This window comes from Flavobacterium sp. LC2016-23 (genome assembly GCF_009674775.1).
Taxonomy (GTDB): domain Bacteria; phylum Bacteroidota; class Bacteroidia; order Flavobacteriales; family Flavobacteriaceae; genus Flavobacterium.
This window is the reverse complement of record NZ_WKKE01000010.1, coordinates 51688-76610: the sequence shown is the minus strand read 5'-3', so window position 1 is coordinate 76610 and position 24923 is coordinate 51688. Positions and strand designations below refer to the sequence as shown.

General features: G+C 35.4%; 19 protein-coding genes and 2 tRNA genes. 5 read left to right on the top strand and 16 right to left on the bottom strand.

Going from position 1 to position 24923, the window contains the following annotated elements:
- Window positions 1-184 precede the first annotated feature (184 nt).
- A complete protein-coding gene (locus tag GJU43_RS10200) occupies window positions 185-1372 on the bottom strand; it encodes a pyridoxal phosphate-dependent aminotransferase (protein WP_154340662.1) in 1188 nt (395 codons plus the stop codon).
- Window positions 1373-1445: 73 nt separating this feature from the next.
- Window positions 1446-2543: an acyl-CoA desaturase gene (locus GJU43_RS10195; RefSeq protein WP_154340661.1), complete on the bottom strand. Its 1098-nt coding sequence runs from the start codon at window positions 2541-2543 to the stop codon at window positions 1446-1448.
- Between the two features lie 107 nt (window positions 2544-2650).
- Here GJU43_RS10195 and rsmG point away from each other — a divergent pair, with 107 nt between their 5' ends.
- A complete protein-coding gene (gene rsmG / locus GJU43_RS10190) occupies window positions 2651-3280 on the top strand; it encodes a 16S rRNA (guanine(527)-N(7))-methyltransferase RsmG (RefSeq protein ID WP_089354210.1) in 630 nt (209 codons plus the stop codon).
- 155 nt (window positions 3281-3435) lie between these two features.
- Here rsmG and GJU43_RS10185 read toward each other — a convergent pair whose 3' ends face one another.
- From GJU43_RS10185 to map, 10 genes are all read right to left on the bottom strand, one after another.
- Window positions 3436-4599, bottom strand: coding sequence for a thiol-activated cytolysin family protein (locus GJU43_RS10185; protein WP_154340660.1), 1164 nt, complete (start codon window positions 4597-4599; stop codon window positions 3436-3438).
- Window positions 4600-4618: 19 nt separating this feature from the next.
- Window positions 4619-5470 carry a hypothetical protein gene (locus GJU43_RS10180; RefSeq protein WP_154340659.1) on the bottom strand — a complete coding sequence of 284 codons (852 nt, stop codon included), beginning with the start codon at window positions 5468-5470 and terminating at the stop codon, window positions 4619-4621.
- Between the two features lie 393 nt (window positions 5471-5863).
- The gene (locus GJU43_RS10175; RefSeq protein WP_154340658.1) at window positions 5864-6595 is read right to left on the bottom strand and encodes a hypothetical protein; all 732 of its coding nucleotides are present in this window, start codon (window positions 6593-6595) and stop codon (window positions 5864-5866) included.
- Window positions 6596-6906: 311 nt separating this feature from the next.
- Window positions 6907-8532, bottom strand: coding sequence for an L-glutamate gamma-semialdehyde dehydrogenase (gene pruA, locus GJU43_RS10170; RefSeq protein ID WP_154340657.1), 1626 nt, complete (start codon window positions 8530-8532; stop codon window positions 6907-6909).
- A gap of 153 nt (window positions 8533-8685) precedes the next feature.
- Entirely contained in the window at window positions 8686-9072 is a 387-nt protein-coding gene (gene apaG, locus GJU43_RS10165; RefSeq protein ID WP_154340656.1) for a Co2+/Mg2+ efflux protein ApaG, read from the bottom strand.
- A gap of 81 nt (window positions 9073-9153) precedes the next feature.
- Window positions 9154-10413, bottom strand: a complete 1260-nt coding sequence (locus GJU43_RS10160; RefSeq protein ID WP_154340655.1) for a DUF5103 domain-containing protein — start codon at window positions 10411-10413, stop codon at window positions 9154-9156.
- Window positions 10414-10480: 67 nt separating this feature from the next.
- Entirely contained in the window at window positions 10481-13390 is a 2910-nt protein-coding gene (locus GJU43_RS10155; protein WP_370455576.1) for a DEAD/DEAH box helicase, read from the bottom strand.
- A gap of 123 nt (window positions 13391-13513) precedes the next feature.
- Entirely contained in the window at window positions 13514-14287 is a 774-nt protein-coding gene (locus tag GJU43_RS10150; RefSeq protein ID WP_154340653.1) for a class I SAM-dependent methyltransferase, read from the bottom strand.
- 39 nt (window positions 14288-14326) lie between these two features.
- Complete coding sequence (locus tag GJU43_RS10145) at window positions 14327-14731, bottom strand: GxxExxY protein (RefSeq protein WP_154340652.1); 405 nt, start codon at window positions 14729-14731, stop codon at window positions 14327-14329.
- Window positions 14732-14795: 64 nt separating this feature from the next.
- Complete coding sequence (map, locus tag GJU43_RS10140) at window positions 14796-15614, bottom strand: type I methionyl aminopeptidase (RefSeq protein WP_154340651.1); 819 nt, start codon at window positions 15612-15614, stop codon at window positions 14796-14798.
- Between the two features lie 269 nt (window positions 15615-15883).
- On the opposite strand from map, the gene GJU43_RS10135 reads away from it, so the two are divergent.
- Window positions 15884-17137, top strand: coding sequence for a DUF445 domain-containing protein (locus GJU43_RS10135; protein WP_154340650.1), 1254 nt, complete (start codon window positions 15884-15886; stop codon window positions 17135-17137).
- 161 nt (window positions 17138-17298) lie between these two features.
- On the opposite strand, the gene gpmI is transcribed toward GJU43_RS10135, so the two are convergent.
- Window positions 17299-18816 carry a 2,3-bisphosphoglycerate-independent phosphoglycerate mutase gene (gene gpmI / locus GJU43_RS10130; RefSeq protein ID WP_154340649.1) on the bottom strand — a complete coding sequence of 506 codons (1518 nt, stop codon included), beginning with the start codon at window positions 18814-18816 and terminating at the stop codon, window positions 17299-17301.
- Between the two features lie 141 nt (window positions 18817-18957).
- Window positions 18958-21384 (bottom strand): DUF5916 domain-containing protein, encoded by a 2427-nt coding sequence (locus GJU43_RS10125; protein ID WP_154340648.1) that lies wholly within the window; start codon window positions 21382-21384, stop codon window positions 18958-18960.
- Window positions 21385-21713: 329 nt separating this feature from the next.
- On the opposite strand from GJU43_RS10125, the gene GJU43_RS10120 reads away from it, so the two are divergent.
- Window positions 21714-22436: a murein L,D-transpeptidase catalytic domain family protein gene (locus GJU43_RS10120; RefSeq protein WP_154340647.1), complete on the top strand. Its 723-nt coding sequence runs from the start codon at window positions 21714-21716 to the stop codon at window positions 22434-22436.
- On the opposite strand, the gene GJU43_RS10115 is transcribed toward GJU43_RS10120, so the two are convergent.
- Both GJU43_RS10115 and GJU43_RS10110 read right to left on the bottom strand, forming a co-directional pair.
- Window positions 22425-24011, bottom strand: coding sequence for a murein L,D-transpeptidase (locus tag GJU43_RS10115; protein ID WP_154340646.1), 1587 nt, complete (start codon window positions 24009-24011; stop codon window positions 22425-22427). The two genes, GJU43_RS10120 and GJU43_RS10115, sit on opposite strands and share 12 nt — an antisense overlap.
- A gap of 1 nt (window position 24012) precedes the next feature.
- Complete coding sequence (locus GJU43_RS10110; protein WP_154340645.1) at window positions 24013-24450, bottom strand: GNAT family N-acetyltransferase; 438 nt, start codon at window positions 24448-24450, stop codon at window positions 24013-24015.
- Window positions 24451-24584: 134 nt separating this feature from the next.
- Here GJU43_RS10110 and GJU43_RS10105 point away from each other — a divergent pair.
- Window positions 24585-24657 (top strand) — tRNA-Gly (locus GJU43_RS10105).
- 105 nt (window positions 24658-24762) lie between these two features.
- Window positions 24763-24835, top strand: a tRNA-Gly gene (locus GJU43_RS10100).
- Window positions 24836-24923: the final 88 nt, after the last annotated feature.

The window sequence follows — 24923 nt, the reverse complement described above, 5'->3', positions numbered from 1 at the left end:
TTTGAAAGTGGGTGTTTATGAAAATAAGATTTCCTTGTTCCCAATTTGGGTTAGGGATAGGAGCGGTATCCTTTTATGAAGTGAAACGAAATAAAAGATATAGCGGATAGCCCGGCCAAAGGCAACCCCAAAAAAAAAGCCTTAGAAAAATCTAAGGCTTTGGTATGTAAAATAGAAGTTTGAATTAAGCCAAAGCTTCTTTGATTCTTTTTAAAGCTTCTTTTAAGATATCGTCGCTTGTAGCGTAAGAGAAACGAATACAATCCGGATTTCCGAAAGCGTCTCCTGTTACTGTTGCTACGTTGGCTTCTGCCAAAAGGTACATCGAAACGTCGTTCGCATTTTTAATTTCAGTACCTCTCAGCGTTTTTCCGAAGAAAGAAGAAACGTCAGGGAAAACATAAAAAGCGCCTTCCGGAACGTTGATTTTTATGCCTGGAATTTCTTTTAAAAGTCCAACTACTAAATCCCTACGCGTGTGGAAAGCCTGAACCATATGATTCAATACGCTTGGATCAGCATCTACAGCCGTAATGGTAGCGCGTTGTGCCACAGAGTTGGCTCCTGAAGTTACTTGTCCCTGAATTTTGGTACATGCTTTTGCAATAAATTCCGGAGCTCCGATGTAACCAATTCTGTATCCTGTCATGGCGAATGCTTTCGCCACTCCGTTTACAGTGATGGTTCTTTCTAACATTCCTGGGATTGAACCGATGCTGCAGAAAGTGCCTGAGAAATTGATATGCTCGTAGATTTCGTCAGCCACTACGTATATATTTGGGTATTTTTCTAAAACTTTTGCCAGCGCTGTTAACTCTTCTCTGCTGTAAACAGATCCGGATGGGTTACAAGGCGAACTGAACCACATCATTTTTGTTTTTGGCGTGATGGCAGCTTCCAGTTGTTCCGGAGTAATTTTGAAATCCGTATCTACAGACGTTGGAACCTCAACCGGAACTCCGCCGGAAAGTTTTACAATTTCGAAGTAAGAAACCCAGTAAGGTGCCGGTAAAATAACCTCGTCACCATCGTTTAACATTACCTGGGCAATGTTGTATAAAGATTGCTTTGCTCCTGTAGAAACTACGATTTGACTTGGTTTGTATTCTAAATTATTATCTCTTTTGAATTTTCTGCAAATTGCTTCTCTTAATTCTAAGTAACCTTCTACCGGTGAATAGGTGCTGTAATTTTCATCTACTGCTTTTTTAACAGCTTCCTTAATAAAGTCAGGAGTATTAAAATCTGGCTCGCCTAAACTTAAACTGATGATGTCTTTTCCCTGTGCTTTTAATTCGCGTGCTAAAGCAGCCATTGCTAAGGTTTGCGAAGTTGCTAAGTTGTTGATTCTGTCCGAAAGAATATGATTCATTATAAAAATTTTGAAGGTCCTTAATTTTCTGCGCTAACTAAGGAAGGTTAATTATTAATAGGTTTTTTTAGTTTTATACGGATAATTCAGGTTTCATTCCAAGATCTTTCAAATGCTTGTAATGCGCAAGTACAGCGCCTCTCATCGTTCTGAATTCGTAATAAGGCAGGTTGCATTCTTTTGCAGTCTGTTTTACAATTTCAGCAATTTTGCTGTAGTGAATGTGACTGATATTTGGAAAAATATGGTGTTCGATCTGATGATTTAAACCTCCTGTAAACCAATTGACAATTCTGTTTTTAGGAGCAAAATTTGCAGTAGTATACAATTGGTGAATGGCCCAGGTGTTTTCCATTTCTCCTTCTTCATTCGGAATCGGATTTGAGGTTTCTTCCACTACGTGTGCCAGCTGAAATACAATACTTAAAATTAATCCTGCGGTATAATGCATTACGAAAAATCCAATAACCACTTTCCACCATGTTACGCCTAAAATCATCGGCAAAGCCATCCATATTAAAACGTATATTATTTTAGTGATTACTAAAACCGTCCATAATTTAGCAGGACTCTGAGGTGTTCCGTAGGATAGTTTTCTTTTCAGATAGTTTTTCATTTGCTTGAAATCGGTTGTTAAGGCCCAATTGAAAGTCAGTAATCCGTATAAGAAAAAAGAATAATAATGTTGAAATTTATGAAAACGATGCCATTCTGCATTTTGTGTAAAACGAATAATTCTTCCGGCATCCAGATCTTCATCATGACCGTGAATATTGGTGTAAGTATGGTGAAGTACATTGTGTTGTACTTGCCAGTTGTGTACGTTTCCGGCTAAGATGTAAATGCTTCCGCCCATGATTTTATTAATCCATGATTTAGAAGAGTACGATCCGTGATTTCCATCGTGCATCACGTTCATTCCAATTCCGGCCATTCCAACTCCCATCAGAATGTTTAATAACAATTGTGCCCAAAAAGGCATGTCAAGTGTTAAGATCAAAAAGTAAGGTGTCAGAAAAATCGCAAAAAGAATAATGGCTTTTAAATGCAGCTTCCAGTTTCCTGTTTTCTGAATGTTATTTTCCTTGAAGTAATTGTTTACTCGTGAGTTAAGGGTTCTGAAGAACTTCAGATTGTCATGCTTGGCAAATGTTGGCGCAGTGTTATTCATAATTAGTTTAAATAGTTCTCAAAGGTAATTATTATAAATTTTCAATTTGCAAAATTGAGTTAAATATTTCAATCGTAAAGTATTACTTTTGTTAAAAAAATAGAGCAATGGATGAGATTCTGAAATATTTTCCTGATTTGACCGATATTCAAATCGAACAATTTCAAAAACTAGACTTTTTATACCACGACTGGAATGAAAAAATCAATGTTATTTCCCGTAAAGATATTGATGCCTTATATACAAAACATATTCTGCATTCCCTTGGAATTGCAAAAATCATGAAGTTTGAACCAGGAGCAACGGTGCTGGATGTTGGAACAGGCGGAGGATTTCCCGGTATTCCGCTGGCGATTCTTTTTCCGGAAACCCGTTTTTATCTGATTGATGTTATTGCTAAAAAAATAAAAGTAGTGCAGGGTGTTGTTGATGCTCTGGAATTAAAAAACGTAAAGGCAGAACAAAAGCGTGCCGAATTGGTAAAAGGTGATTTTGATTTTATTGTAAGTCGCGCCGTAACTAATATGCCCGATTTTGTTTCGTGGATTAAAGACAAAATCAAGAAGCAACACAAACACACTTTGAAAAACGGAATTTTATATCTTAAAGGCGGTGATTTAACAGAAGAATTAAAAGATTTTCCCAAAGCAACTTTATATGATTTGTCGACTATTTTTGAAGATGAATTTTTCGAAACCAAAAAAGTAGTGCATTTGCCTTTGAAGTTTACAGTTTAATTATTGACCGATAAAAATCTTAAGATTTATTAAATTAAAAAGCCGAATTTGATTTACAAATTCGGCTTTTACTATTAGCTTTGAAATTAAACCATACTAAACCTAAGGATAAATTATACCTCTTTTACGGATTGGCTTTTAGATTGAAATTTATCTTAATTTGCTTTCAGTTCTTTAAATTGTTCCGTGTACACATCTTTTACCTCTACTTCAGTATTGTCTTTTAACCTTCGTATTTTATATGATATTGGAGCTGATGAAGAAACTAAATCTGAAGGGGTAGGGGCTTGTAAAAACTTTACAAAGCTATTATAATCGGTTACCTTGCCGCCTAAATCAATGGGTCCTCCCACAATCATAACTTTTATTTTATTTTGTGCAAATAATTTTTTAAACTCTTCGGAGTAGTTTACATCCAGACCAATATCTACAACTTTTAAGGCCACCCCGACAGATGCTTTTACCATTGTGTTATTATAAGACTCATTTTTAGTGGTTTCAATTAGTATATACGCAACACGGCCATAATCTACGTTACTTACATATACGGGTTCGTGTGTTCCAAAATTGTTGGCACTAATATCTCCATCAATCCAATCAGTATAATATTTTGGATCTATAGTCATACTATACAAACGCTGTCTGACTTTTACCATCACATAAGATTTGGTATTAGCGGAACCGCTATTTTGACTATAGCCAAAATTAGCTTTGACTAAACCGCCCAATACATTTACATTTAAATGCGCATCAAGTGCTTTTTTAAAACTGTCTTCAGTTGTAATTTCGTCACTTTGATACTCGTAGTATGTAGGTATAGCATTATAGTCAATAAGATTTTTATTTTTGTTCACTAAAATATTTGTTGCATTTGTTATCTGGCTGTAAGCAGGCAAAATATTTGCGCTAACGGATAGATCACCTCTTAAAGACATAGATAAAGTAACGGGCTTAAATGCGTTTTTTAGCACAAGAGGATCATAAGTTGCATTTATAAAGCTTGATCCGCGTAGAATACTGCCAGGATAGATAACGTCTAAATTTGCTTCGTTTATAATCGAAAGAGGATATAAGGTTGTTTGTTTTTCTACTGTTGTAAGATATACATACTCGTTGTTTCCTGTAGTTGGGTTTAATTCTTGTACTCCTGTTTTTTTTGAGCTGATCGTTTTGTCTGGTTTAGCTGCAAAAGTTACAGGTTGTAAAGAGTTTAAATTGCTTCCTGTGCTGTTTTTAGTATCATCATTGCTGCAGGAAATAAGTAAACCTGTGCCAATTATTAATGCTAAAGTTATTGTGCTTTTCATTTGCTTTTTCATAGTTTGGTTTTTTAAGTTATTATTTTTGAATAAGGTTTAGATTATGATAAGTGATTATGTTATCAGGTTCATGATTTCTTTTTTGTGTTATTTTAAGTTCTGATAATATCCAGTTCGGTACAACCTGAGCGCCTTTTTGCGTATTTACTTTCCCACTAAATGTCATTGCCTTATTGATAGAAATACTTCCATTGTATTTATTTCCGTTATATAATGCTACATATGTATTTTCTTTGGAGTCGCTGTCGGTGAGATATGTATCATTTGTCTGGTCTCCATCGTCTATAGTAAATTCGTAATAACGGCTGTGTTTTGAATTAGAAAAGAGGGTAGAATTATCTGTTTGTTCGTTCCATGTATATACTTCAATTTTTACGGCAGAAAATAGTATTTCCTGAGTAAATCCTGCAACATACTTATTTGCTGACATTTTACGTAATTCGTATTCTTGTGTGAAATTCCCTGGCTTTAAAATGGAAACAAAAAAGGAGGAATTTGGTCTTTTGATGATGATACTATCCGTAGTTTTCTTAATAAGAATATTGTCTTTTGCAGAAGAACCGTCAGCAGAAGCAGCTACTTTTATTTCTTCCTGAAAATTATAGTCCAGTTTATTGTGCTGATGTTTTGTTGCGTCTGTTGTAATTGGTTTAAGGACATATTGTACATCCGGACTAGTGTCAAAATCTTTGATTTTGACATCAAATTTCAGCAGTTCTCCGGTTTGAATATTGCTCCAGTCAATCCTTTCAATGTTTTTAGCTAAAATAAAATCAGCTTTGTGATTTCGAATTTCTGATTCTGAAGGACTTTCATCAGTACAACAAGAAGATAATAGTATTAGATAAATAAAAAATAAGTGTTTTTTCATTTTGTTTGATTTTTCTTGCGAAGAAATAGCTTTTAGTTGTATTTGATAGACCCAAAAAGACATTAAAGTATTAAGATAAGACAAAAGCTAAAATTTGATTTATTACAGGTAATTCGGCATGATTTTTTAAAAAGCAAATAACCCGGAAAACTTATTAATTCTTTCCGGGTTATTTTTTCCAATGTTAGTATTTCTCTGCTTAGAAAAAGCGTTGTCTCTTAGAAGCTTTGTCTTTAACTTTTATTACGGCATTTTCAAGTTCATTATTTCCATTCAAAAGTCTAAAAAATAATCAGGATTAGAAGTTTAAAAATCGCCTGATTATGACAATTTGTTTAATCTGCTTTAATTTTCATCTAAAGAATATTCCGCATTGGATTTTCAATGTAGAATTTACCCATTTACAAACTTTTTCTTTTTGTTGCAAAATGGATTTCTTTCGTAATCTATATTTAAAATAAAATCATTTAAGGCTGATTTTGTTGTCTCATTACAGTAGTCAAACATGGAATCGAAGAAAAATTCACGACAAATGAGTGCTTCACCGGACGAGTCATAAACTGCATCTTCAGAAAATGTAATTTCTGTATTTTGGTTTGGAAATTGAATGATAAGTTTAGAAATTATGCCTTCAAACCATTTGTCAAATTTCTTTTTTTTCGGCGTTACATGTCGTACTAAAAGTACCAATCCTGCCAATTCGCTCTGAAGCATAAAGGATCCTTTTTTGTACAATACATCAATCATCCTGACATTCATAAGCGCAATCCATATCGGGCCGTTTATAAAACCGGAAGCAGGAATGTCTAATTCTGCATCAAACAGAAGGGGTTTGCTGTTTTCAGGGTTTTCAACAGAATACCATAATGTTTCAATACGGTGGCGTATGTCATCAGACATTGTGGTGTATTCTTTAAAATACCAGTAAATCCATTCGAGTAATGAGGCAGTCAGCCCTATTGCGGCTTTGTGACCAATCCTGTTTAGTATTTGGTCGAGTTCTTCATTTCCTTCCAACGGATCCAATAATCCGGACATGATTTTTTCATTCCACTTGTAATCAATGATGTGGTTGATACACTTTGATTTCTGAATTACTTCGGGTGCTTTTTCTAAATTTCTCATATTCATACTCATTTATTAAAATTAATTTCTGTTTCTAAATATTGTATAATCCTGCACAGATGTTTAGTTTTAGAATCAGGGACAAAATTATCCTTAGTAATCTTTTGAATATGTCTGTAAAAGTTTTTAAAATAATAAAATAAGGTTTTTTTTTCTATTATAAATGATTAATATTTAATAAAATAAGAAAAAGATTACTTTTATATCGAAGTTGAAAAGCAAGTAAGAAAATAATTTTAAACAAAAAACCCCGCAAATTTCAAAATGATTGAAACTTACGGGGGTGTATTTATTAGTGTTTTTTTCGAATATTATCCTAAAAACGGGTATCTGTAATCTTCCGGTGTTACAAATGTTTCTTTGATTGTTCTTGGAGAAGCCCAACGCAATAAGTTCAATGCAGAACCTGCTTTGTCGTTAGTTCCTGAGGCTCTTGCCCCGCCAAAAGGCTGCATTCCTACAACAGCTCCTGTTGGTTTATCATTAATGTAGAAGTTACCTGCAGCGTTTTGTAATTTGGTCGTTGCTACTTCAATAGCATAACGATCCTGGCTAAATACTGCTCCGGTTAAAGCATACTCTGAAGTCGTATCAACCAGTTCTAAAGTTTCTTCCCATTTCGCATCTTCGTATACATAAATGGTAATTACAGGTCCGAATAATTCGGTTTCCATTGTAGTGTATTTAGGATTTGTAGTTACAATAACGGTTGGTTCAATAAAGTAACCTACAGATTTATCGTAATTTCCTCCAACAATAATTTCAGCATCAGCATCTTTTTTAGCCTGATCAATATAACTGGCCAATTTATCAAAAGAACCTTCGTGAATTACTGCGGTAATAAAGTTTCCGAAATCTTCCGGAGAACCCATTTTAAAAGATTTTACATCGGCAATTAGTTTTTCTTTAACAGCTGGCCATAAACTTTGCGGAATATAAGCTCTTGAAGCTGCAGAACATTTTTGCCCCTGATATTCAAATGCACCACGGGTAATTCCGGTAGCTACTTGTTTAACGTTAGCGCTTGGGTGTGCAATGATGAAATCTTTACCGCCAGTTTCCCCAACAATTCTTGGGTATGTTTTGTAGTGGTGAATGTTGGCGCCAATTTTAGCCCAGATATCTTTAAATACATGAGTAGAACCTGTAAAGTGAATTCCTGCAAAATCACGACTTGCCAAAACAGTATCGGTAATCATTAAAGCATCACCAAAAACAACGTTGATAACGCCATCAGGAACACCTGCTTCTTTGAAAACCTCGATAATAATTTTTGTAGAAAATACCTGGCTGTCACTTGGTTTCCAGATTACCACGTTACCCATCATAGCTGCACTGGCAGGAAGGTTTGCAGCAATTGCCGTAAAGTTAAAAGGAGTAATGGCGTAAACAAAACCTTCAAGAGGTCTGTATTCTAAACGATTCCAAACCGTAGAATCTGATTTTGGCTGATCGTTGTAAATTTGTGTCATAAATTCTACGTTGTAACGTAAAAAGTCGATCAATTCGCAAGAGGCATCAATTTCTGCCTGATGAATATTTTTAGACTGACCGATCATAGTCGCTGCATTAATGCGGGCTCTGTACGGACCTGCAATAAGTTCTGCTGCTTTTAAAAAGATAGCAGCACGTTGTTCCCATGCCATGTCTGCCCATGCTTTTTTAGATTCAAGAGCATTAGCTATAGCTTTTTCGATATGTTGTTTTTCAGCTAAATGATACGTTCCTACGATATGTTTATGATCGTGAGGAGCTGTGATTGTTTTCGTATTTCCAGTTTTAATCTCTTCACTGCCGATATAGAGAGGAACATCAATTTTAGAGTTCCACATTGCAGTATAAGCTGCCTGAACAGCTGCTTTTTCCGGTGAATTGGGTGCGTATCCTTTTACAGGCTCGTTTACCGCTTTTGGTACATGAAAGAATCCTTTTAGCATGTTATTTAAAATTAGATAATTAGACAATTTAACGGTTAGAAGATTTGATTTGTTACGAATACTCTAACGCTGCACAAAAGTACAAAGGATAAATTAATAATTTGATAGTTTTATGAATAAGATAACTATAAGGAATATAGTTTTAACTAAGATTTAATTTAAAGCAAACGGAGCACACATTCTGAAGGTAGGAACGATGACTTTGAATGTTTTTGTAGTCGTGAAATTAATCATGTTAAAATAGCCTTTCATAGCCCCATAAGGAGAAGATAATAAACAGCCGGAACTATAAGTGTGGTTTTCGCCAGGTTTCAAAACTGGTTTTTTGCCAATAACACCTTCACCGTCAACAACTTCAATGTCATTTAGGGAATCGAAAATTTCCCAGTGACGAGAGGTCAGCTGAACAGAATCTTTACTGTGATTTTCGATTGTTATAACGTAACTAAAGGCAAAATGAATCTTGTAGTTTTTGAAGTAAGTACCTTCAAAACTAGTTAAAACAGATATTTTTATGCCTCGTGTTATCTGAGAAACCATACTAAAGTAGTATATATGTGTGCGTTATAGTTGCAAACTTACGAAAAAAAATCCTTTGACCGAAATCCTTTAACAATGTTTTTAGTTCGTGATATTGACGGAGTTAGCGGTTCCTTTTCCAATAACTCTTTCATAACGATCCGAACTTTGTTTGTAATAAACCAATATGATGTAGTCGTTTTCGGTCTGGTAGAAGTTTCCGTCAATCGCATTTTCGTAATCAATGACTCCTTTTTTATCGGCAATCTGATATTCGAAATTGGTAAACCCCTGTTTGATCATTACCGCTTTTTCATACACCCCTTTATCGGCATTGTAATCCATTTTGTATTCCGGAGTTAAGCTGTAATTGTTAAACATCCCTGTTATGTAAATGTCTTTATTTAATCGGAACGCAGGGGCAGAAAGCGTAAAATAGACCCAGGCATAATCAGCTTCAATCTGGTTATTGGAACCGTTTATGTTTTTAACCACAAAATTTCCGTTTACATCCTGATTCAGCGTATAAATCTGATTGGCTCTTGCCTGATTGGTATACAAATACGAATTGTAAATATCACTGTTAGAACCTACCTTCCCAACATTATTGCTTGCTGACCGGATGTCTTTATTCTCAAAGTATAGGAACTCATTTCCCGCCCAGAACTGTGTTTCTTTATCATACTTGTAAACCAATTGATTGCCAATTGTGTACTGTGGTACAATGTTTTTAATGCTTGTGTTAAAATCACCATTTTGCAGCAAAAGCACTTTTACATTTTGTATAGGTGTCTGAAAAACAATGTCATTGGAGACTATCGAAAAATCAAGATTTTGTTTGTAGTCGATATTGCTGAGGTTTCTTGTTCTTTTTACCTGGGCGGTTACGGTCGAATGTTCTTCATATAAAATAAATTTTCTCGAAAAAACCACTTCTCTATCTTCATTTAGAATTTTCAACATGTAATTGCCTGAAATTCTCAGCTGACTTGTAAACTGGTTAGGGAAAGCAAGTCTGTAATGTGAATAAATCTGAAGGGTATTAAAGGAATTGGAATAGTCGGTAATTCTTTGGTTATCAAACCCACGGATATAATCTGTTTTCGGAATATCGGTTGGTTTCCAGTTGTAATCGCAATGTGTAATATCAAAATAATAATTGGCTTCACTGCCAAATAAATCATCAAATTGTAATTCAAAAGTGGAACCTAATTCAAATATAGGAACAACATTTCCGCCATTCTGAACAAACGAAACCGTTTTAATATTATAAGGAGGCGGAACTTCGTTTTGTACTTCCTGTGCAGTCACCGAAGCAAAAATGAAAAACAAAAGCAGGTTCCGAAACAAAAATTTTGACATCTTATTAGGTTGTAAGATTGTAAATATAAGAATTTATGCCATGTAATGAGAGGTGAGCTGCAATTTATTAAGAACCCAGAATGTATTCCAGATTAGCTTCGATTTCATCATTAATATAGCTTTCTTCCAAAAGGGAATCGGATAACAGCTTTTTGTTTTCCTGCAGTTTTATTATTTTTTCTTCGACTGTGTTTTTCGAAATAAACCGAACCACATTTACTTTATTTAATTGTCCAATTCGATGTGCTCTTCCAACTCCTTGTTTTTCAGCAAAAGGATTCCACCAGGGATCTAAGAACAAAACATAAGAAGCTTTGGTGATGTTCAGTCCGACACCACCTGCTTTGAGCGATATAAAAAATAATAAACGATCTTCTTTTTCCTGAAACAGATTTACCTGACGTTCTCTTTCACTCGCAGGAGTTACGCCTGTAATTTCACAAAATCCGATCTTATTTTCTTTGCACCAATTCGTGTAAAAAGTCAGATTGGTTACAAATGAACTGAAAATGATCGTTTTTTGCCTCTCTTGTACTAAAGTTTCCAGATAATTGGTAACTGCAAGATATTTTCCCGAATCAATTTCGGAATCCTGATCGACCATTTTGGGATGATTGCTCAGCTGCCTTAACTTCATCAGCGTATTGATAATGCTGATTTTATCAGCACCGGATCCATCTGTTTTCAGTAAAAAATTCCGGGCTTTTGATTTTTCTTCTTCATATAATTTTTCCTGTTCAGGGTCCATATCACAATAATAAACCTGTTCTGACAGTTCGGGTAAGTCTTTTAAAACCTGTTCTTTGGTTCTTCTTAAAATATAAGGCTGAATCAGGTTTTTTAACTCAGACAGACTATTCTCGTCCTGCTTTTTCTCAATCGGAGTTTTAAAATTTTCTGCAAAAAAAGCATAAGTACCCAGAATGTCTGGGTTTATAAATTGCATCTGCGACCATAAATCGTCCAGTGAGTTTTCGATAGGCGTGCCACTCAGCGCCATTTTATGAGCCGTATTTATTTTAGTTATGGCTTTGAAAATTTTGGAATTTTTATTTTTAATGTATTGGCTTTCATCCAGAATTAAATAACGGAAATTGTATTTTTCTAAAATTGAAATGTCACGATGCACAATATTGTAACTGGTGAAAATTAAATCTGAAGTTTCTAATCTGCTCACTAATAATTTTCTGTCGTTACCCACATACTGCATTTTTGAAAAATGCGGTGTAAATTTCAAAGCTTCATTATACCAGTTAAAAACCAGTGATGAAGGCAGGACAATCAGGGCTTTCAAAGGTTCTCTCTCAATAACAGTTTCGTTTTGAAACAAATCAAAATTCGTGGTTTTAGTAGTAAATCCTAACTGTTCCTGCACGGCAACCAGTACGGCTAAAGTCTGTAATGTTTTTCCAAGTCCCATATCATCAGCCAGACAAGCGCCTAAATTCGAGTTAAAATGACCTAAAAGCCATTTTACGCCTTCAATTTGATAAGGTCTCAAAGTTGCTTTTAGCAAATCAGAAGCGGTGTATTCTGCTTCGTGAATTACATCGTTCTTGATTTCCGGAATCATATCCAAAGCAGTAAAATTACTTTTGCGCAAAAGAAGATTTCCATCCTCTGTTTTGGCCAGTTTGGCCAGGGAACTATATTTGCTGAGCCATTCCAAAGGAATGAGGAAATAGCTTCCGTCAGGCAGTAAAAAGAGCCTTTCCCTGCTTTTTATATTGGGAATAATTTCACTGAAGCTGATCGTAAAAGTGCCAATGGTAATGATTATTTTAATGTCAAACCAATCTTCTTTTGTCTCCTCTTTTGAAGCTGAAATAGTGTGATTTTGTGTAGTGATTTCTCTACTTTCCAGTTTTAAATTCCGGATGGTAAACCCTAAATTTTCCAGCTCTTCTTTGTGGTTAATAACGAATTGGATATTAAGGTACGGATCCGGATTTTCCAAATCCAAATTCAATCCAAATAACTCATTTTTGATTTTTACTAAACCAATTTCAAGTAATTTGTCTGTATATAAAACTTCATCAGGACTGCGTTTGAACTGAATTATTTTCGGTTCATTGGCAATACTGAAATCAACAAACGAATGTGTTTTCTTTGTTTTGCCGGCATCAAACAAATAGCCATTATAATCAAAATAAAGGTTGAGGTAATAACAGTTTTTGAAAAAATCATAAACAGGCTGAATCGAGCAGGAAACGATTTGATCACGATGTTCGATATCGAAACCATTGGCTTCGATATCTATTTTTTTTGCTATTTGAGGAATAAAATTTTTAAAATAATCATCCACTAATTTTGAAGGTATCTCGATGGATTCCTTCTTTAGGAAAGGGGAAAGTTTTTTAGTGTTAAGCTCTTTTAACTGTCCTAATTTTTTATCGACAATTAACCAGCCCGGCTCATCCAGCAATATATAGATACTGCTGTTTAGTGGTAAAAAAGTGGTTTCGTTTTCTTTTAAAGATAACGTATAGGTAATTCCTTCAGCGTGTTTGTCAAACTGAATTATGGGTTCAAAACAAAGCGGATTTACAGCAACTCTCGAGCGATAAAAATCCTTTTCAGCTCCCATATTAAGCGATAGCGGAAATTGCTCCTGTACAATTAAGATGTAAAATGAATCTAAATTTATTTTTAAATGCTGGCGAATGGCAAAATCAATTTTGGAATCTTTTTGCAGGTCAGCAATTGTTTTTGCCGATTTGATTTTTACACTGAATTTTTTGAAAATAAACTCAGGCTTTAAAGCTTCACAAACCGTTAGTATTTTTTTTGTATTGGAATCTAAATTTTCAAAAACGATTCCAAAGCTCTCCAGTACATCTGGACTTGCTTTTTTATTGAGATACTTAATTTCACTGGTATTTTCAACAATGTAAGCTGTTGGAATATAAGTATTCAGATTTTTGTCAAAACTGATGTCAAAACAAAACTGAAATGATTTTGTAAGATCCAAGGTCACGGTTTAATTCTGTTGGAATTTGGGATTTCTTTACCATATAAGTCATGTAAGGAATTATAAGTTTTTGCTTCAGGCTTAAATGTACGTACATGACTTATATGGTTTTAATAAAAGTCAGATGGTTTAGTTTTCCGGTTTAAAACAGAGTGGAATAATTTCCCCTTTTGCCAGACAATATTTTTCTACCAGTTCGGGTGCGATTTTATTGGTATAATCTTCTTCGATTACGATAAACCCAATATTTCTTAATTTGTCAAAATAATCGCGGCCGTACACACGAACGTGATCGTATTGCCCGAAAATAGCAGCACGTTCTTTTTGATCTGTGATAGAATCATCAGCAAACGTAGTCGCTCTCGATAAATCCTGTGGAATCTGAAGTATGGCCATTCCGCCCGGTTTTAGCACACGATACAATTCCTGCATGGCTTTGGTATCATCGGGAATGTGTTCCAATACGTGATTGCATAAAATCACATCGTATTCGTTATCCTTAAAAGGTAAATTGCAAATATCTGCTTTTACATCTGCCAACGGCGAAAGTAAATCGGTTGTGGTGTAATCCAGATTTTTCTGCTTGCGGAATCTTTTATAAAAAGCCTGTTCCGGAGCAAAATGGAGCACTTTCTTAGGGGCCGTAAAAAAATCGGTCTGGTCGTTTAAGTACAGCCAGAGCAAACGGTGTCTTTCTAATGAAAGTGTGCTTGGCGAAAGTACATTCGGACGCTGCTTGCCATATCCGTAAGGCAAAAACATCCTGAAACTTTTTCCGTCAATCGGATCAGTGTATTTATTTCCTTTTAAGGAGAGCGCCAAAATCGGACGGGCTACGTAACTCAAACGAATTAATAATGGGCGTGGTATTGTGTTAAGTACTAGTTTAAAAAGTTTCTTCATGGGGCGTTTCACGGAGTTTCACAAAGTTAGCACAGAGCTTCACAAAGTGTTTATAAATCTTTTGATGTTGTTTTTTAAAATTTTTGAGTCAAAATTAATAAGAAGCCCTAACGGATAATTACCAAGCTTTAAATAGGTTAAAATTTGGGCAAAATGTACATCTGTAAATGCTTCAACTGTTTTTAATTCAATAACTATTTTGTTTTCGATCAGTAAATCAATTCGATATCCATGATCTAGTTTTATATCTTTATAAATTATGGGTAATGCTTTTTGTTTTTCAACAATCAAACCGGAATTTACAATTTCATAATACAGGCATTCCTGATAAGCGGATTCTAATAAACCGGGTCCAAGTTGTTTATGCACTTCAATTGCTAAACCAATAATTTTATAGCTAATTGCATCTATTTCTTCACGTGATTCCGTGTTCTCTTCATACATTTTACAGGCTTATAAATATTTTTGTGAATCTTGGCGTATATCTTTGTGAATCTCTGCGTAATAATTATAAAACCAACGGCACTTTTCTAAATTCATCCTCTTCAGTGCTTTCGATTCCTAAAGCTTTGTAGATGTAATAGAAAGTCGATAAAATTTCCGGTTTTCCGTCAATCAGGGCAACGTCGTGTTCGAAATGGGCGCTTGGTTTTCCGTCAGCAGTCAGGATTGTCCAGCCGTCTTTTAGCTGTTTGATGTTTCTTGTTCCCATGTTTATCATCGGTTCAATAGCAACTACCATTCCTTCTACGAAAAGTTTACCGCGACCTCGTTTTCCGTAGTTTGGCATCTCCGGTTCTTCGTGCATTTTCTGTCCTAAACCATGACCTACCAATTCGCGAACAACTCCGTAGCCATGAGATTCCGTATATTTTTGAATCGCATTTCCAACATCTTCTACGCGATTCCCGGCCTTAAATTCCCTGATACCAACGTAAAGAGATTCTTTGGTCACTTGTAAAAGCTTTTTAGTTTCCGGAGCAACGTCTCCAATTTCAAAACTATAGGCATGATCTCCGTGATATCCGTTTTTGTAAGCACCGCAATCTACAGAGATAACATCACCGTTTTTTAAAGGGGTATTGTTAGGGATTCCGTGTACGACCTGTGCATTCGGGCTCATACAAAGTGAATTCGGGAAATCATATAAACCTAAGAAACTAGGTGTTGCACCGTGATCACGAATGAATTCTTCGGCTAATTTGTCAAGATATAGTGTGGTAACGCCTTCTTTGATTTCAGAGGCAATCATTCCTAATGTTTTAGATACGATCAAGGCACTTTCGCGCATTAATTCAATTTCTTCACGTGATTTTACAATAATCATAATTTCGGATTTTCAGTTGGCAAAAGTACAATTTTAATATAAATTTTTCGCCACGATTTTCACGAATTACCATGAATTGAATATTAATATAAAAATTGAATTTCAAGAATTGTATTGTATTCAAAATTCACGAATAAAATAATTAGTGATAATTAGTGAAATCTGTGACAACCCTCTTTAATTCTCATTGGTTTCTTAAAAACTCAAAGTCTTTTTGACCTCATATTTGAAAGAAAAAACGTAAATTGGTAGTAAAAACGGTTACAATCATGAAAAATGCTATAGATCACGATATATCAAAAGTAAAAGCTTTAAAGAGAATGAAGAGAAATGCACTGGCACTTTTAGGTGTTGCAGTTCTTTTATTTATCATCGCTATTTATTTTAAAATTCCAATGTTACAGGCCTTTAGCGAAGCAGCAATGGTGGGCGGAATTGCCGACTGGTTTGCTGTCGTTGCTTTGTTTCGCCATCCGCTAGGGATTCCGATTTGGCATACGGCTATCATTCCAACTAAAAAAAATGAGATCGGGGAGAATCTGGGCAATTTTGTTTCAGAAGAATTCCTGAATCGTGAAAAATTAGAAATTAAACTGGAAGAATTCAACTTTGCCACCAAAGCTTCCGATTGGCTGTCGCAGGAGGAACATGCCAATAAAATTGCCGATTTGGTTGTCGTAAACATAATTCCCGGTATTTTGAAAACAATAAAAGATGAAGATGTAAAAAGATTTATACAGGTGCAGTTTGCTGCAAAACTGGAATCCATAAATTTTGGGAACTGGGTCGCGCTGGCGTTGGAACCCTTGCAGAAAGGAAATGTAAAAGAGCAGCTGCTGACCAATCTTCTGGAAGTGATGAGCGGGGAATTAAGTAATAATAAAGATCTCATTCGTAAAAAAGTAAAAGAGTCAACGCCCTTTCTGAGTTTTGGCCTGGCTGATAAAAGTATTTCAGAAGGGGTTTTTAATGGATTGCAGGAGTTTCTGGATGAAGCTAAAAACCCGGAAAGTGCCATCAGGATTAAAATAGACGAATATGTCTACAATTTTCTGGATAAAGTCAAAAACTCCGAAGAAATGAGAGTGAAAATCAATACCATGATTCTGGATTTTGCCGGAAAAAAAGAAGTTCAGGATTATATCAACGGAATTTGGGATGAGATTAAGTTATCCATAACAGCTGATTTGGAAAAAGGAGAGGAGTCTTCTATTAAAAACAATATTTCCGGTCTGATTCAGAGTTTTGGAAACGGACTTAAAGAAGACCAGGTGATGATTGATAAAATCAATAATTTCATCAAAAACGATTTGTTGTCGGTTCTTCTGAACAACAAAAAAGTTATTGGAGATCTGATATCCTCCACAGTAAAAAGCTGGGACGGAAAAGAGGTGTCTGAAAAATTAGAATTGGAAATAGGGAAAGATCTTCAATATATCAGAATCAACGGAACTTTGGTGGGCGGATTAATAGGTATCGTCATTTATAGCGTCGAATGGATGTATCACTATTTTTTGGTTTAATACCTTTATTTCAAGACACGAATGTCCGGCTGAGCGAAGTCGAAGCCCTTTCTGCGTTAGAAGCCGTCGACTTTCCTCAGGGTTACATAACGGAATCATAGAAACAAAAAAGAGACAAATTCTAAAATCTGTCTCTTTTTTTATGCTTCAAAAAGTGTTTTTTACAATAGCGAATGACAAGTCATGGCAGCCGGCTGCTGAATGCCCATTAATTCTAAAATAGTCGGAGCGATATCTCCTAAAACACCATCGTTGATATTTTTCAGTTGTTTGTCAACCAAGATAATAGGCACCGGATTGGTGGTGTGTGCTGTATTTGGGCTTCCGTCAGGATTAATCATGGTTTCGCAATTTCCGTGATCGGCAATAACGATTGTGGTATAATCATTGGCCAAAGCAGCTTCGATAACTCCTTTTACACAGGCATCAACCGCTTCACAGGCCTTGATAGCAGCGCTCATGATTCCGGTATGGCCCACCATGTCACCGTTAGCAAAATTCAGGCAGACAAAATCAACCTCACCTTTATTTAATTCAGGAACAAGCGCGTCTTTTAATTCGAAAGCACTCATCTCAGGCTGTAAATCGTAAGTGGCTACTTTTGGAGAGTTTCTTAAAATTCTTGATTCGCCTTCAAAAGGAGTTTCTCTTCCTCCCGAAAAGAAAAATGTTACGTGTGGGTATTTTTCTGTTTCAGCAATACGAATCTGTTTTTTACCCGCTTTTTCTAAAACTTCACCCAGTGTTTCGGTGATGTTATCTTTATTGTAAACGACTTTTACGTTTTGATACGTTTCATCGTAGTTGGTAAGCGTAACATAGTACAAGTTTATTTTGTGCATGTTTTGCTCGTGAAAGTCTTGTTGCGATAAAGCTTCGGTAAGTTCGCGTCCTCTGTCTGTTCTGAAATTGAAGAAAATGACAACATCACCTTCAACAATAGTTGCCAGGGGTTGTTCCTGCTCATCAACCATTACGATTGGTTCAATGAATTCGTCTGTTACATGATTGGCATAACTGTTCAAAATGCTTGCAACCGCATTGTGAGACGGAGTTCCTTTTGCATTTACCAGCAAATCATAGGCTAGTTTTACACGTTCCCAACGCTTGTCACGATCCATTGAATAATAACGTCCAATGATCGAAGCAATTTTTACCGGAGTATCTTTAATATAATCTTCTAAATCATGAATGTATTTTGCTCCCGATTTCGGGTCAACATCACGACCATCTGTAAAAGCATGAACAAAAACATTTTGTAAGCCATATTCCTGCGAAGCGTCAATTAAGCCGCGTAGGTGAGATGTGTGGGAGTGAACTCCTCCATCAGAAACTAATCCTAAAAAATGTACTTTTTTATTGTTTTCCTTAGCGTAGGTAAAAGCATCAACAAGAACCTGCTCTTTAGCAAGAGTCTGGTGTGCTACCGCTAAATTTATTTTGGCTAAATCCTGGTATACAATTCTTCCTGCTCCAAGATTCATGTGGCCTACTTCGCTATTTCCCATTTGTCCTTCAGGTAAACCAACGTTTAAGCCATCAGTTCTAAGTTGGGCACTGGGATAATTTCGGTAAAGACTGTTTATAAAAGGAACATTTGCATTGTCTATTGCAGATACTTTAGGGTCAGGAGATTTTCCCCAACCGTCTAAAATCATAAGGATTACTTTCTTGTTCATTATTTTTTTGTTTTCTACAAAGATAAACCATTTATAAAATGCAGCGGTAAGCGCAGGTTACAATTGTGTTTTATAAAATGAACTGTATTTAAAAATACTAATTTAATTATAGAAGTCTTTATTTTTTAAAATTAATTCAGACTAAGCTCTGTTTCTAATCTTATTTTTGACGGCATTATAGTCAATAAAATATTTGACACTTACAGAAAAAATGTGTTTTAACGTATCATTATTCAGTAAATTGGTAACACTGGATTTGAATTCCTTATCAATAACACGTTCAAAATTAGAAGCATTATTTCGATACAGAACCGAAAGCTGGCTTCCCGGAGCAAACCACCAGGAATACGATAAATCGGTATTCCAGGAATAAAAACTGGAATTCTTATTGGTGGTGTATACCGGATAAGGTGTTAAAGTTCCGTCAGACTCCAATTGCAGAATGTCTTTGTTCTCTGCGTATGACCAATATTGGCGAACGGACAGATTAAGAGTCATGGCACTGTTTAAAGCATATTTTCCGCCCAATATGTTCGAATAGGTAATGACATTTCTGTTGGCAAAAACAATATCTTTCGGTGTGTTTTCATTGTCGTCGTTGTCAAAACTGTCAATGTATCCTTTGTTGTTATTTTTTCTGAAGAAGCTAAAGGTATAGGTTAAGAGAAGCTTGTCGCTAAAACGATATCTGGGACCAATATCAAAACCATAATTCATTCGTTCGCTTTCATCAAAAAAGGTGATGGAAGGATTTAAATCGAGTGCAAATTTATGATTGTAATTGGTCGAAATACTTCCCCATGTTTCTATTCTTCCCGGAACAATGACATACCGGTTATCTGCCCTTGGTTCGTAATAATCATTTCCCTCTGTGTAAACGGTTATCCCGGTTCCATAATAATTGTTTTTAACCGTTGTCAGGTTAAGATTGACATTTATATCGCTTTCCTGAACTTTTCCGGACTCTTTATTAAACTCAGCATACATATTATAATTGAGTTTAAAGCTATTGAAAAGCTTTGTAGGGTTTAGGATTCTGTAATTGGCATTTCCGTAAAAGTTATAATAATTAGTATAGAAATTAATTCCAAGATCATTGGGGTCAAAATTTTTCGTAACAAAATCGGTACCTACGCTATAGCGGTATTTTCCGCTGGTTTCGGCGAAGCCAATTGTGGTGTAAAGTCCTTTTGTATCTTCAGTGTCATTGATAGTGCTGTACTTGATGTTTCCGGATAAATTATAAGTGTTTGCTTTTGTGTTTAAGTCCCAGGCCAAACCGGACACATTAGAATCCCTGAAATGAGCATTTCGCGTCACATTCGTATTGATAAAGGTAACTGATGAGTTTTTACGAAAGCGCTGGTCAAGTACCAAAACATTATAGTTCATTAAAGGCTCTACAATCTCTTTTCTGGTTTCTCCGGTGATCGTATCCTTTATTGTGGCAAACGTTTTTTCTGTTACGGCATTTAAAATCCCGACTCCAAGTCCTTTTTTGGTTCGTCCGGAAACTTTTAAAGCATTAATAAGATTTACAGTTTGCGGATTTTCAATTACCTCTTCATTCTTCTTTAAATCCGGTTCAACAGAAGGTTTGCCGCCAATCCTTCTCGAGTAAAACAGCCCTCCCTTGTTAAAGAGGTCGGTTCCCTCCGTAAAAAAGGCTCTGTTTTCGTTGAATTGTTGTTCAAACGGACCCAGATTCAAAATCTGATCATCGTATTTTGCCTGTCCAAAATCAGGAATCAGAATGGCATCAAGCGTAAAGGCATCGTTAATCCCGTATTTGATATCCATTCCGCCTTTCATAGTACCGTACGTTTTCTGGCCATCAGAAGCGTTCAGATAATAAGAAGCATAAGGCATAAGAAACAATCGGGTAGGAGGTTTGATGTTTTCAATTCCTTCCAGATTACCATTTTGTTGTGTAAAAGTGCCAATTTTGGTGTCAATTAAGTTCCAGGTATATTTTTTTCGCTCTCTTTTTATTTCCCTGAAAAAATTAATTCCCCAGGTTTGTTTGTTTTCTTCCGAAAATCGCAAAGCAGCATATGGAATCTTCATTTCTACCGTCCATCCTTTGTCTGTAAGTACTGCTTTACTGATCCAGATGGCATCCCAGGAATAATCTTCACCGTTGGCATCTGTCATGATACAATCCCCCTGCACATCAGCAGCAGATACAAAAAACTCGAAATTTTGCTGACCGTCATTAAAGCCGTTTATAAAAACACCAAAAATATCGGCCGTTCCGAAATTATCTCTTTGTGAAATTTCCTTTAAGATTTTATTGGGCTCATCGTCGTACATAACCGCACCAATATAAAGGGCGTCATTATTGTATAAAACTTTGATTTCTGTTTTTCTTCCCTCAGGAATAGGTTTTCCGTTATCAGGCTCAAACATGACAAAATCGGTAGCTGTAGCTGCATTTATCCATTCCGGCTCCTCTAATTTTCCATCTATGGAAATGCTTTGCAAAATTTGCTGTGCCTGCAAAGTTTTCTTTTGACTGTAAGAATGCAATGAGAAAAGAAAGAGAGTAAGAAATACTAATTTTTTCATGTGGTTTTTAAAACGTAATTTTTAGAATAACTGATTGCCGGACTAATAGACACTCTTTTTTCATAATTGTTACACTTTAATCTAGAGTATTATGAGGAAACAAATTTATACTATTTTCAGAAAATGTTATAGAATTAAAATCCCGATTTTTCATTTTGTAAGTAAATATTTGGTAAAAATAACGTTTTTCCGCTTTTTTGCTAATTTTTTGTTTCAGAATTGTTAAAGTTTAAACAAAACTGCATTGATTAACAGAGTTTTATTTTGTCCCCTGCATTTTTTGTCTATTTTTGTCTTGCCCAAATTTTTTATTAACCTAAAGGAATTCAATGATTTACAAAATTTATCCATTAATGGTGTTTTTACTATTGTCTTTTGGTAAAGATTCAAAAAACACAATCGATTTAAAAAAGGTAACTGCAAAAAGTATTGCGAAGGTTGAAAAACTGACAATTGATACTAAAATTGAGAGTGTGTACAGCACTTTAAAAACCAACAATTATTCGTTACCGGAACTTAGGACTTTCTCTGAAGCTTTAAAAGGTTTTTACTTATTGAAAGAAAGGGGTCTTGTTCAAAAAGATATTTTAACTTTAATTGATTTTAGTTTATCATCAAACATCAAACGTCTTTGGGTGATTGATCTGACTACGAATACAATTTTGTTTCAGTCTCTGGTTGCGCATGGCAGGAATACAGGAGAAGAATATGCATCAACATTTTCGAATTCAAATTCCTCTTTTAAAAGCAGCTTAGGGTTTTATGCCACAGGTGAGATTTACAATGGAAAACACGGAGCATCATTGCGTTTAGATGGTCTGGAACGAGGTGTTAATGACAATGCCCGCGAAAGAGGTGTTGTTGTGCATGGTGCTGATTATGTGTCGGAATCTTTTATCAATAATAATAAAAGATTAGGAAGAAGTCAGGGATGTCCTGCTCTTCCGGTTGAATTGACTGCAAAAATCATTGAAGTGATCAAAAATAAATCGTGTTTGTATATCTACCATCCGTCAAGGAGTTTTGCGATGGAAGAAAAGCTAATTTCTTAGTTTAGCATACAAATCCGAATCTAAATTATAAATATCAGCTCTGAAAATGAGCTGATTTTTTTTGCTCCATGCGGTCCAGTACCATTGATATAAAGCGTATTTTTTTTTGATTTTGAAACTCATTGTTTTTTTAGAAGCGATAATAGTATCAATTCTGTCCTGAGGCCAATTTCCTTCTTCATCCAAAATATGCTGTGCAAGTTCTAACGGATTTTCGACACGCACACAACCGGAACTCATAGAACGATTATTTCTTTCAAAATAATTACGATGATTGGTATCATGCAGGTATACACTGTGATGGTTTGGGAATAATATTTTCATCAATCCTAACGAATTGTTATAACCGGGACTTTGTACATAACGGTATTTGCCGGGATTTTTTTCGTTCCAGGCAGCAGGTTCTACTACATTTCCTGAGCTGTCATAAATAGTAATGTTCTTTTTAGTCAGATAGTTTCTGTTGCGTTTCATGGCCGGTACAACATCTTCTTTCAGGATTGTAGGGGGAACGGTCCAGGTAGGGTTAAAAACGACTGTTTTGAGCTTAGAGGTTATAACGGGCGTTCTTCTCTTACTGGTTCCTACTACTACATTTCGTACCAGAGTAGTGTCTTTATTTTCAACAACATTTAAGCTGTAGTCCGGAATATTGATTATAAAATAGTTTTCGGCAAATTCATTATTATACCATCTCCAGCGTTCCAAATTGGCAATAATCTGTTCTTTTCTTTTGGTTTTGGAAAAGTTTAAAGCACGTATTGTTCCCGCTCCGATCACGCCATCAGCCGCCAGACCGTGTCTTTCCTGAAATTTTTTGATCGCCTCAAAAGTTTTTTGATCGTAAATTTTGGTCAGGCTGTCCCTTCTTCCGGACATATCTTTCCAGAATAAAAGTCTTTTTTTGATATTTACTAAAGCAGGATTGGTGTCATGCAGTGTTATTTTTTCAGTAGATTCTATCTTTGCGATATTGTCATCCGGAAAAGTATTAATGATCTGAAGGGCCTTCAATAATTGTTTGTATGTATCTGATTTAGATTGTAAATTGTCCACAATACTGTCCAGTTTGTTTTTGTTGAACGCTTTTATCAGTGCATTGTTTACATCAAAAGGTTTCTCTGCCAGATCCCAATTGCCATATAACTTCTTCGGGTCTAATTTTCCTTTGTACAAATGGGTCAGGTACAATTCAAAATTATAAGTAAGTAGTATGTCATACGTGGCTAAGTCAGAATCACTCAGGGAACTTAATCTTTTCTCCAGTTTTTGCAGTTTTTCTATTTTGTAATCGCCTGGATTTAAGCCTAATTCGTCTGATTTTTTTAACAAGGAAAGAATGTAGGTTCTTTTTTTAAGATTTCCCCAGACCGTTTTATTGTCAGAAGAATTGTAAAATTGTTTGAGTGTTTCGCTTTTAAAAGCATTAATTTTTGCAGTATCGATTTGAACTGTTCTTTCATCAGTGAGTATGATTGCAGGCTGGTTTTTTTTGAGAACGGGAACGGCTTTTGACTTGTCGTCTTTACAGCCGATCAGAATGCATAATACCAATAAAAAAGAAAGTTTCTTCATATTATAATTTTTTAAACATTAAATAATGTTCGCCAACATCTTTGATATCAAATGCTTCGCCAACGGTTTTGTAATTCATTTTCTGGTAAAATCCAACAGCAGCTGTTCTCGCGTTAAACCAAATCAGATCCATATTTTTTTGCAGGCAATAGTTTTCGCAATGTTTGACCAGAGCTTCGCCAATTCCTTTTTTCTGATGTTGCTCCAAAACTGCCATTCCGCGAATCTGAGCCTGATTTTCCCCGGCAAAGGTAGTGTTGATTTTTGAGTATAACGAAATAATTCCTATTAACTCATTGTCAAAAAACAGGCCAAAATGATGAGTGGTTTCTAAATCATCTCCTTCGAAGGTACAACTTTCCAGAGGTTTTCCTTTTCTTAAAACAGGATGGCGTACAATATAAGTTTCTTTTGATGGTATTTCTTTAATGGTATTCATGATTTGTTGAAATAAAATAAATATATAACTTTTTAATTTTAAATAGGTTATGGAAAATTGTGATTTTTAATTGATTTTTTTTCAAAAAAAGCTTGTTTTGAACTTAACTTATTTTTTATATTTGCACCAGTAATGCGAAAGTAGCTCAGTTGGTAGAGCTCCAGCCTTCCAAGCTGGTTGTCGCGAGTTCGAGCCTCGTCTTTCGCTCTAAAAACCGAAGCTTAATTGTTTCGGTTTTTTTATCAAAGTTAAATAATTATTGATTTTTATTTTTTTAAATGATTTAATTGTTTACATTTGCACCCTGTTAATGCGAAAGTAGCTCAGTTGGTAGAGCTCCAGCCTTCCAAGCTGGTTGTCGCGAGTTCGAGCCTCGTCTTTCGCTCTTCAAAATCCTCAAACAAATTGTTTGGGGATTTTTTTTTTTGCTTTTTTTTTAACCATATAAGTGATGTAAGTTATTATAAGTTTTT

Bases quoted from the DNA above. Each gene is read 5' to 3' on its own strand.
- GJU43_RS10150 (WP_154340653.1), bottom strand. From the start codon at position 14,287: ATGAAGAAACTTTTTAAACTAGTACTTAACACAATACCACGCCCATTA.
- GJU43_RS10120 (WP_154340647.1), top strand. From the start codon at position 21,714: ATGATTTACAAAATTTATCCATTAATGGTGTTTTTACTATTGTCTTTT.
- rsmG (WP_089354210.1), top strand. From the start codon at position 2,651: ATGGATGAGATTCTGAAATATTTTCCTGATTTGACCGATATTCAAATC.
- GJU43_RS10145 (WP_154340652.1), bottom strand. From the start codon at position 14,731: ATGTATGAAGAGAACACGGAATCACGTGAAGAAATAGATGCAATTAGC.
- GJU43_RS10110 (WP_154340645.1), bottom strand. From the start codon at position 24,450: ATGAATACCATTAAAGAAATACCATCAAAAGAAACTTATATTGTACGC.
- GJU43_RS10175 (WP_154340658.1), bottom strand. From the start codon at position 6,595: ATGAGAAATTTAGAAAAAGCACCCGAAGTAATTCAGAAATCAAAGTGT.
- GJU43_RS10125 (WP_154340648.1), bottom strand. From the start codon at position 21,384: ATGAAAAAATTAGTATTTCTTACTCTCTTTCTTTTCTCATTGCATTCT.
- GJU43_RS10160 (WP_154340655.1), bottom strand. From the start codon at position 10,413: ATGTCAAAATTTTTGTTTCGGAACCTGCTTTTGTTTTTCATTTTTGCT.
- apaG (WP_154340656.1), bottom strand. From the start codon at position 9,072: ATGGTTTCTCAGATAACACGAGGCATAAAAATATCTGTTTTAACTAGT.
- pruA (WP_154340657.1), bottom strand. From the start codon at position 8,532: ATGCTAAAAGGATTCTTTCATGTACCAAAAGCGGTAAACGAGCCTGTA.
- GJU43_RS10135 (WP_154340650.1), top strand. From the start codon at position 15,884: ATGAAAAATGCTATAGATCACGATATATCAAAAGTAAAAGCTTTAAAG.
- map (WP_154340651.1), bottom strand. From the start codon at position 15,614: ATGATTATTGTAAAATCACGTGAAGAAATTGAATTAATGCGCGAAAGT.
- GJU43_RS10115 (WP_154340646.1), bottom strand. From the start codon at position 24,011: ATGAAGAAACTTTCTTTTTTATTGGTATTATGCATTCTGATCGGCTGT.
- GJU43_RS10185 (WP_154340660.1), bottom strand. From the start codon at position 4,599: ATGAAAAAGCAAATGAAAAGCACAATAACTTTAGCATTAATAATTGGC.
- GJU43_RS10180 (WP_154340659.1), bottom strand. From the start codon at position 5,470: ATGAAAAAACACTTATTTTTTATTTATCTAATACTATTATCTTCTTGT.
- GJU43_RS10195 (WP_154340661.1), bottom strand. From the start codon at position 2,543: ATGAATAACACTGCGCCAACATTTGCCAAGCATGACAATCTGAAGTTC.
- GJU43_RS10200 (WP_154340662.1), bottom strand. From the start codon at position 1,372: ATGAATCATATTCTTTCGGACAGAATCAACAACTTAGCAACTTCGCAA.
- gpmI (WP_154340649.1), bottom strand. From the start codon at position 18,816: ATGAACAAGAAAGTAATCCTTATGATTTTAGACGGTTGGGGAAAATCT.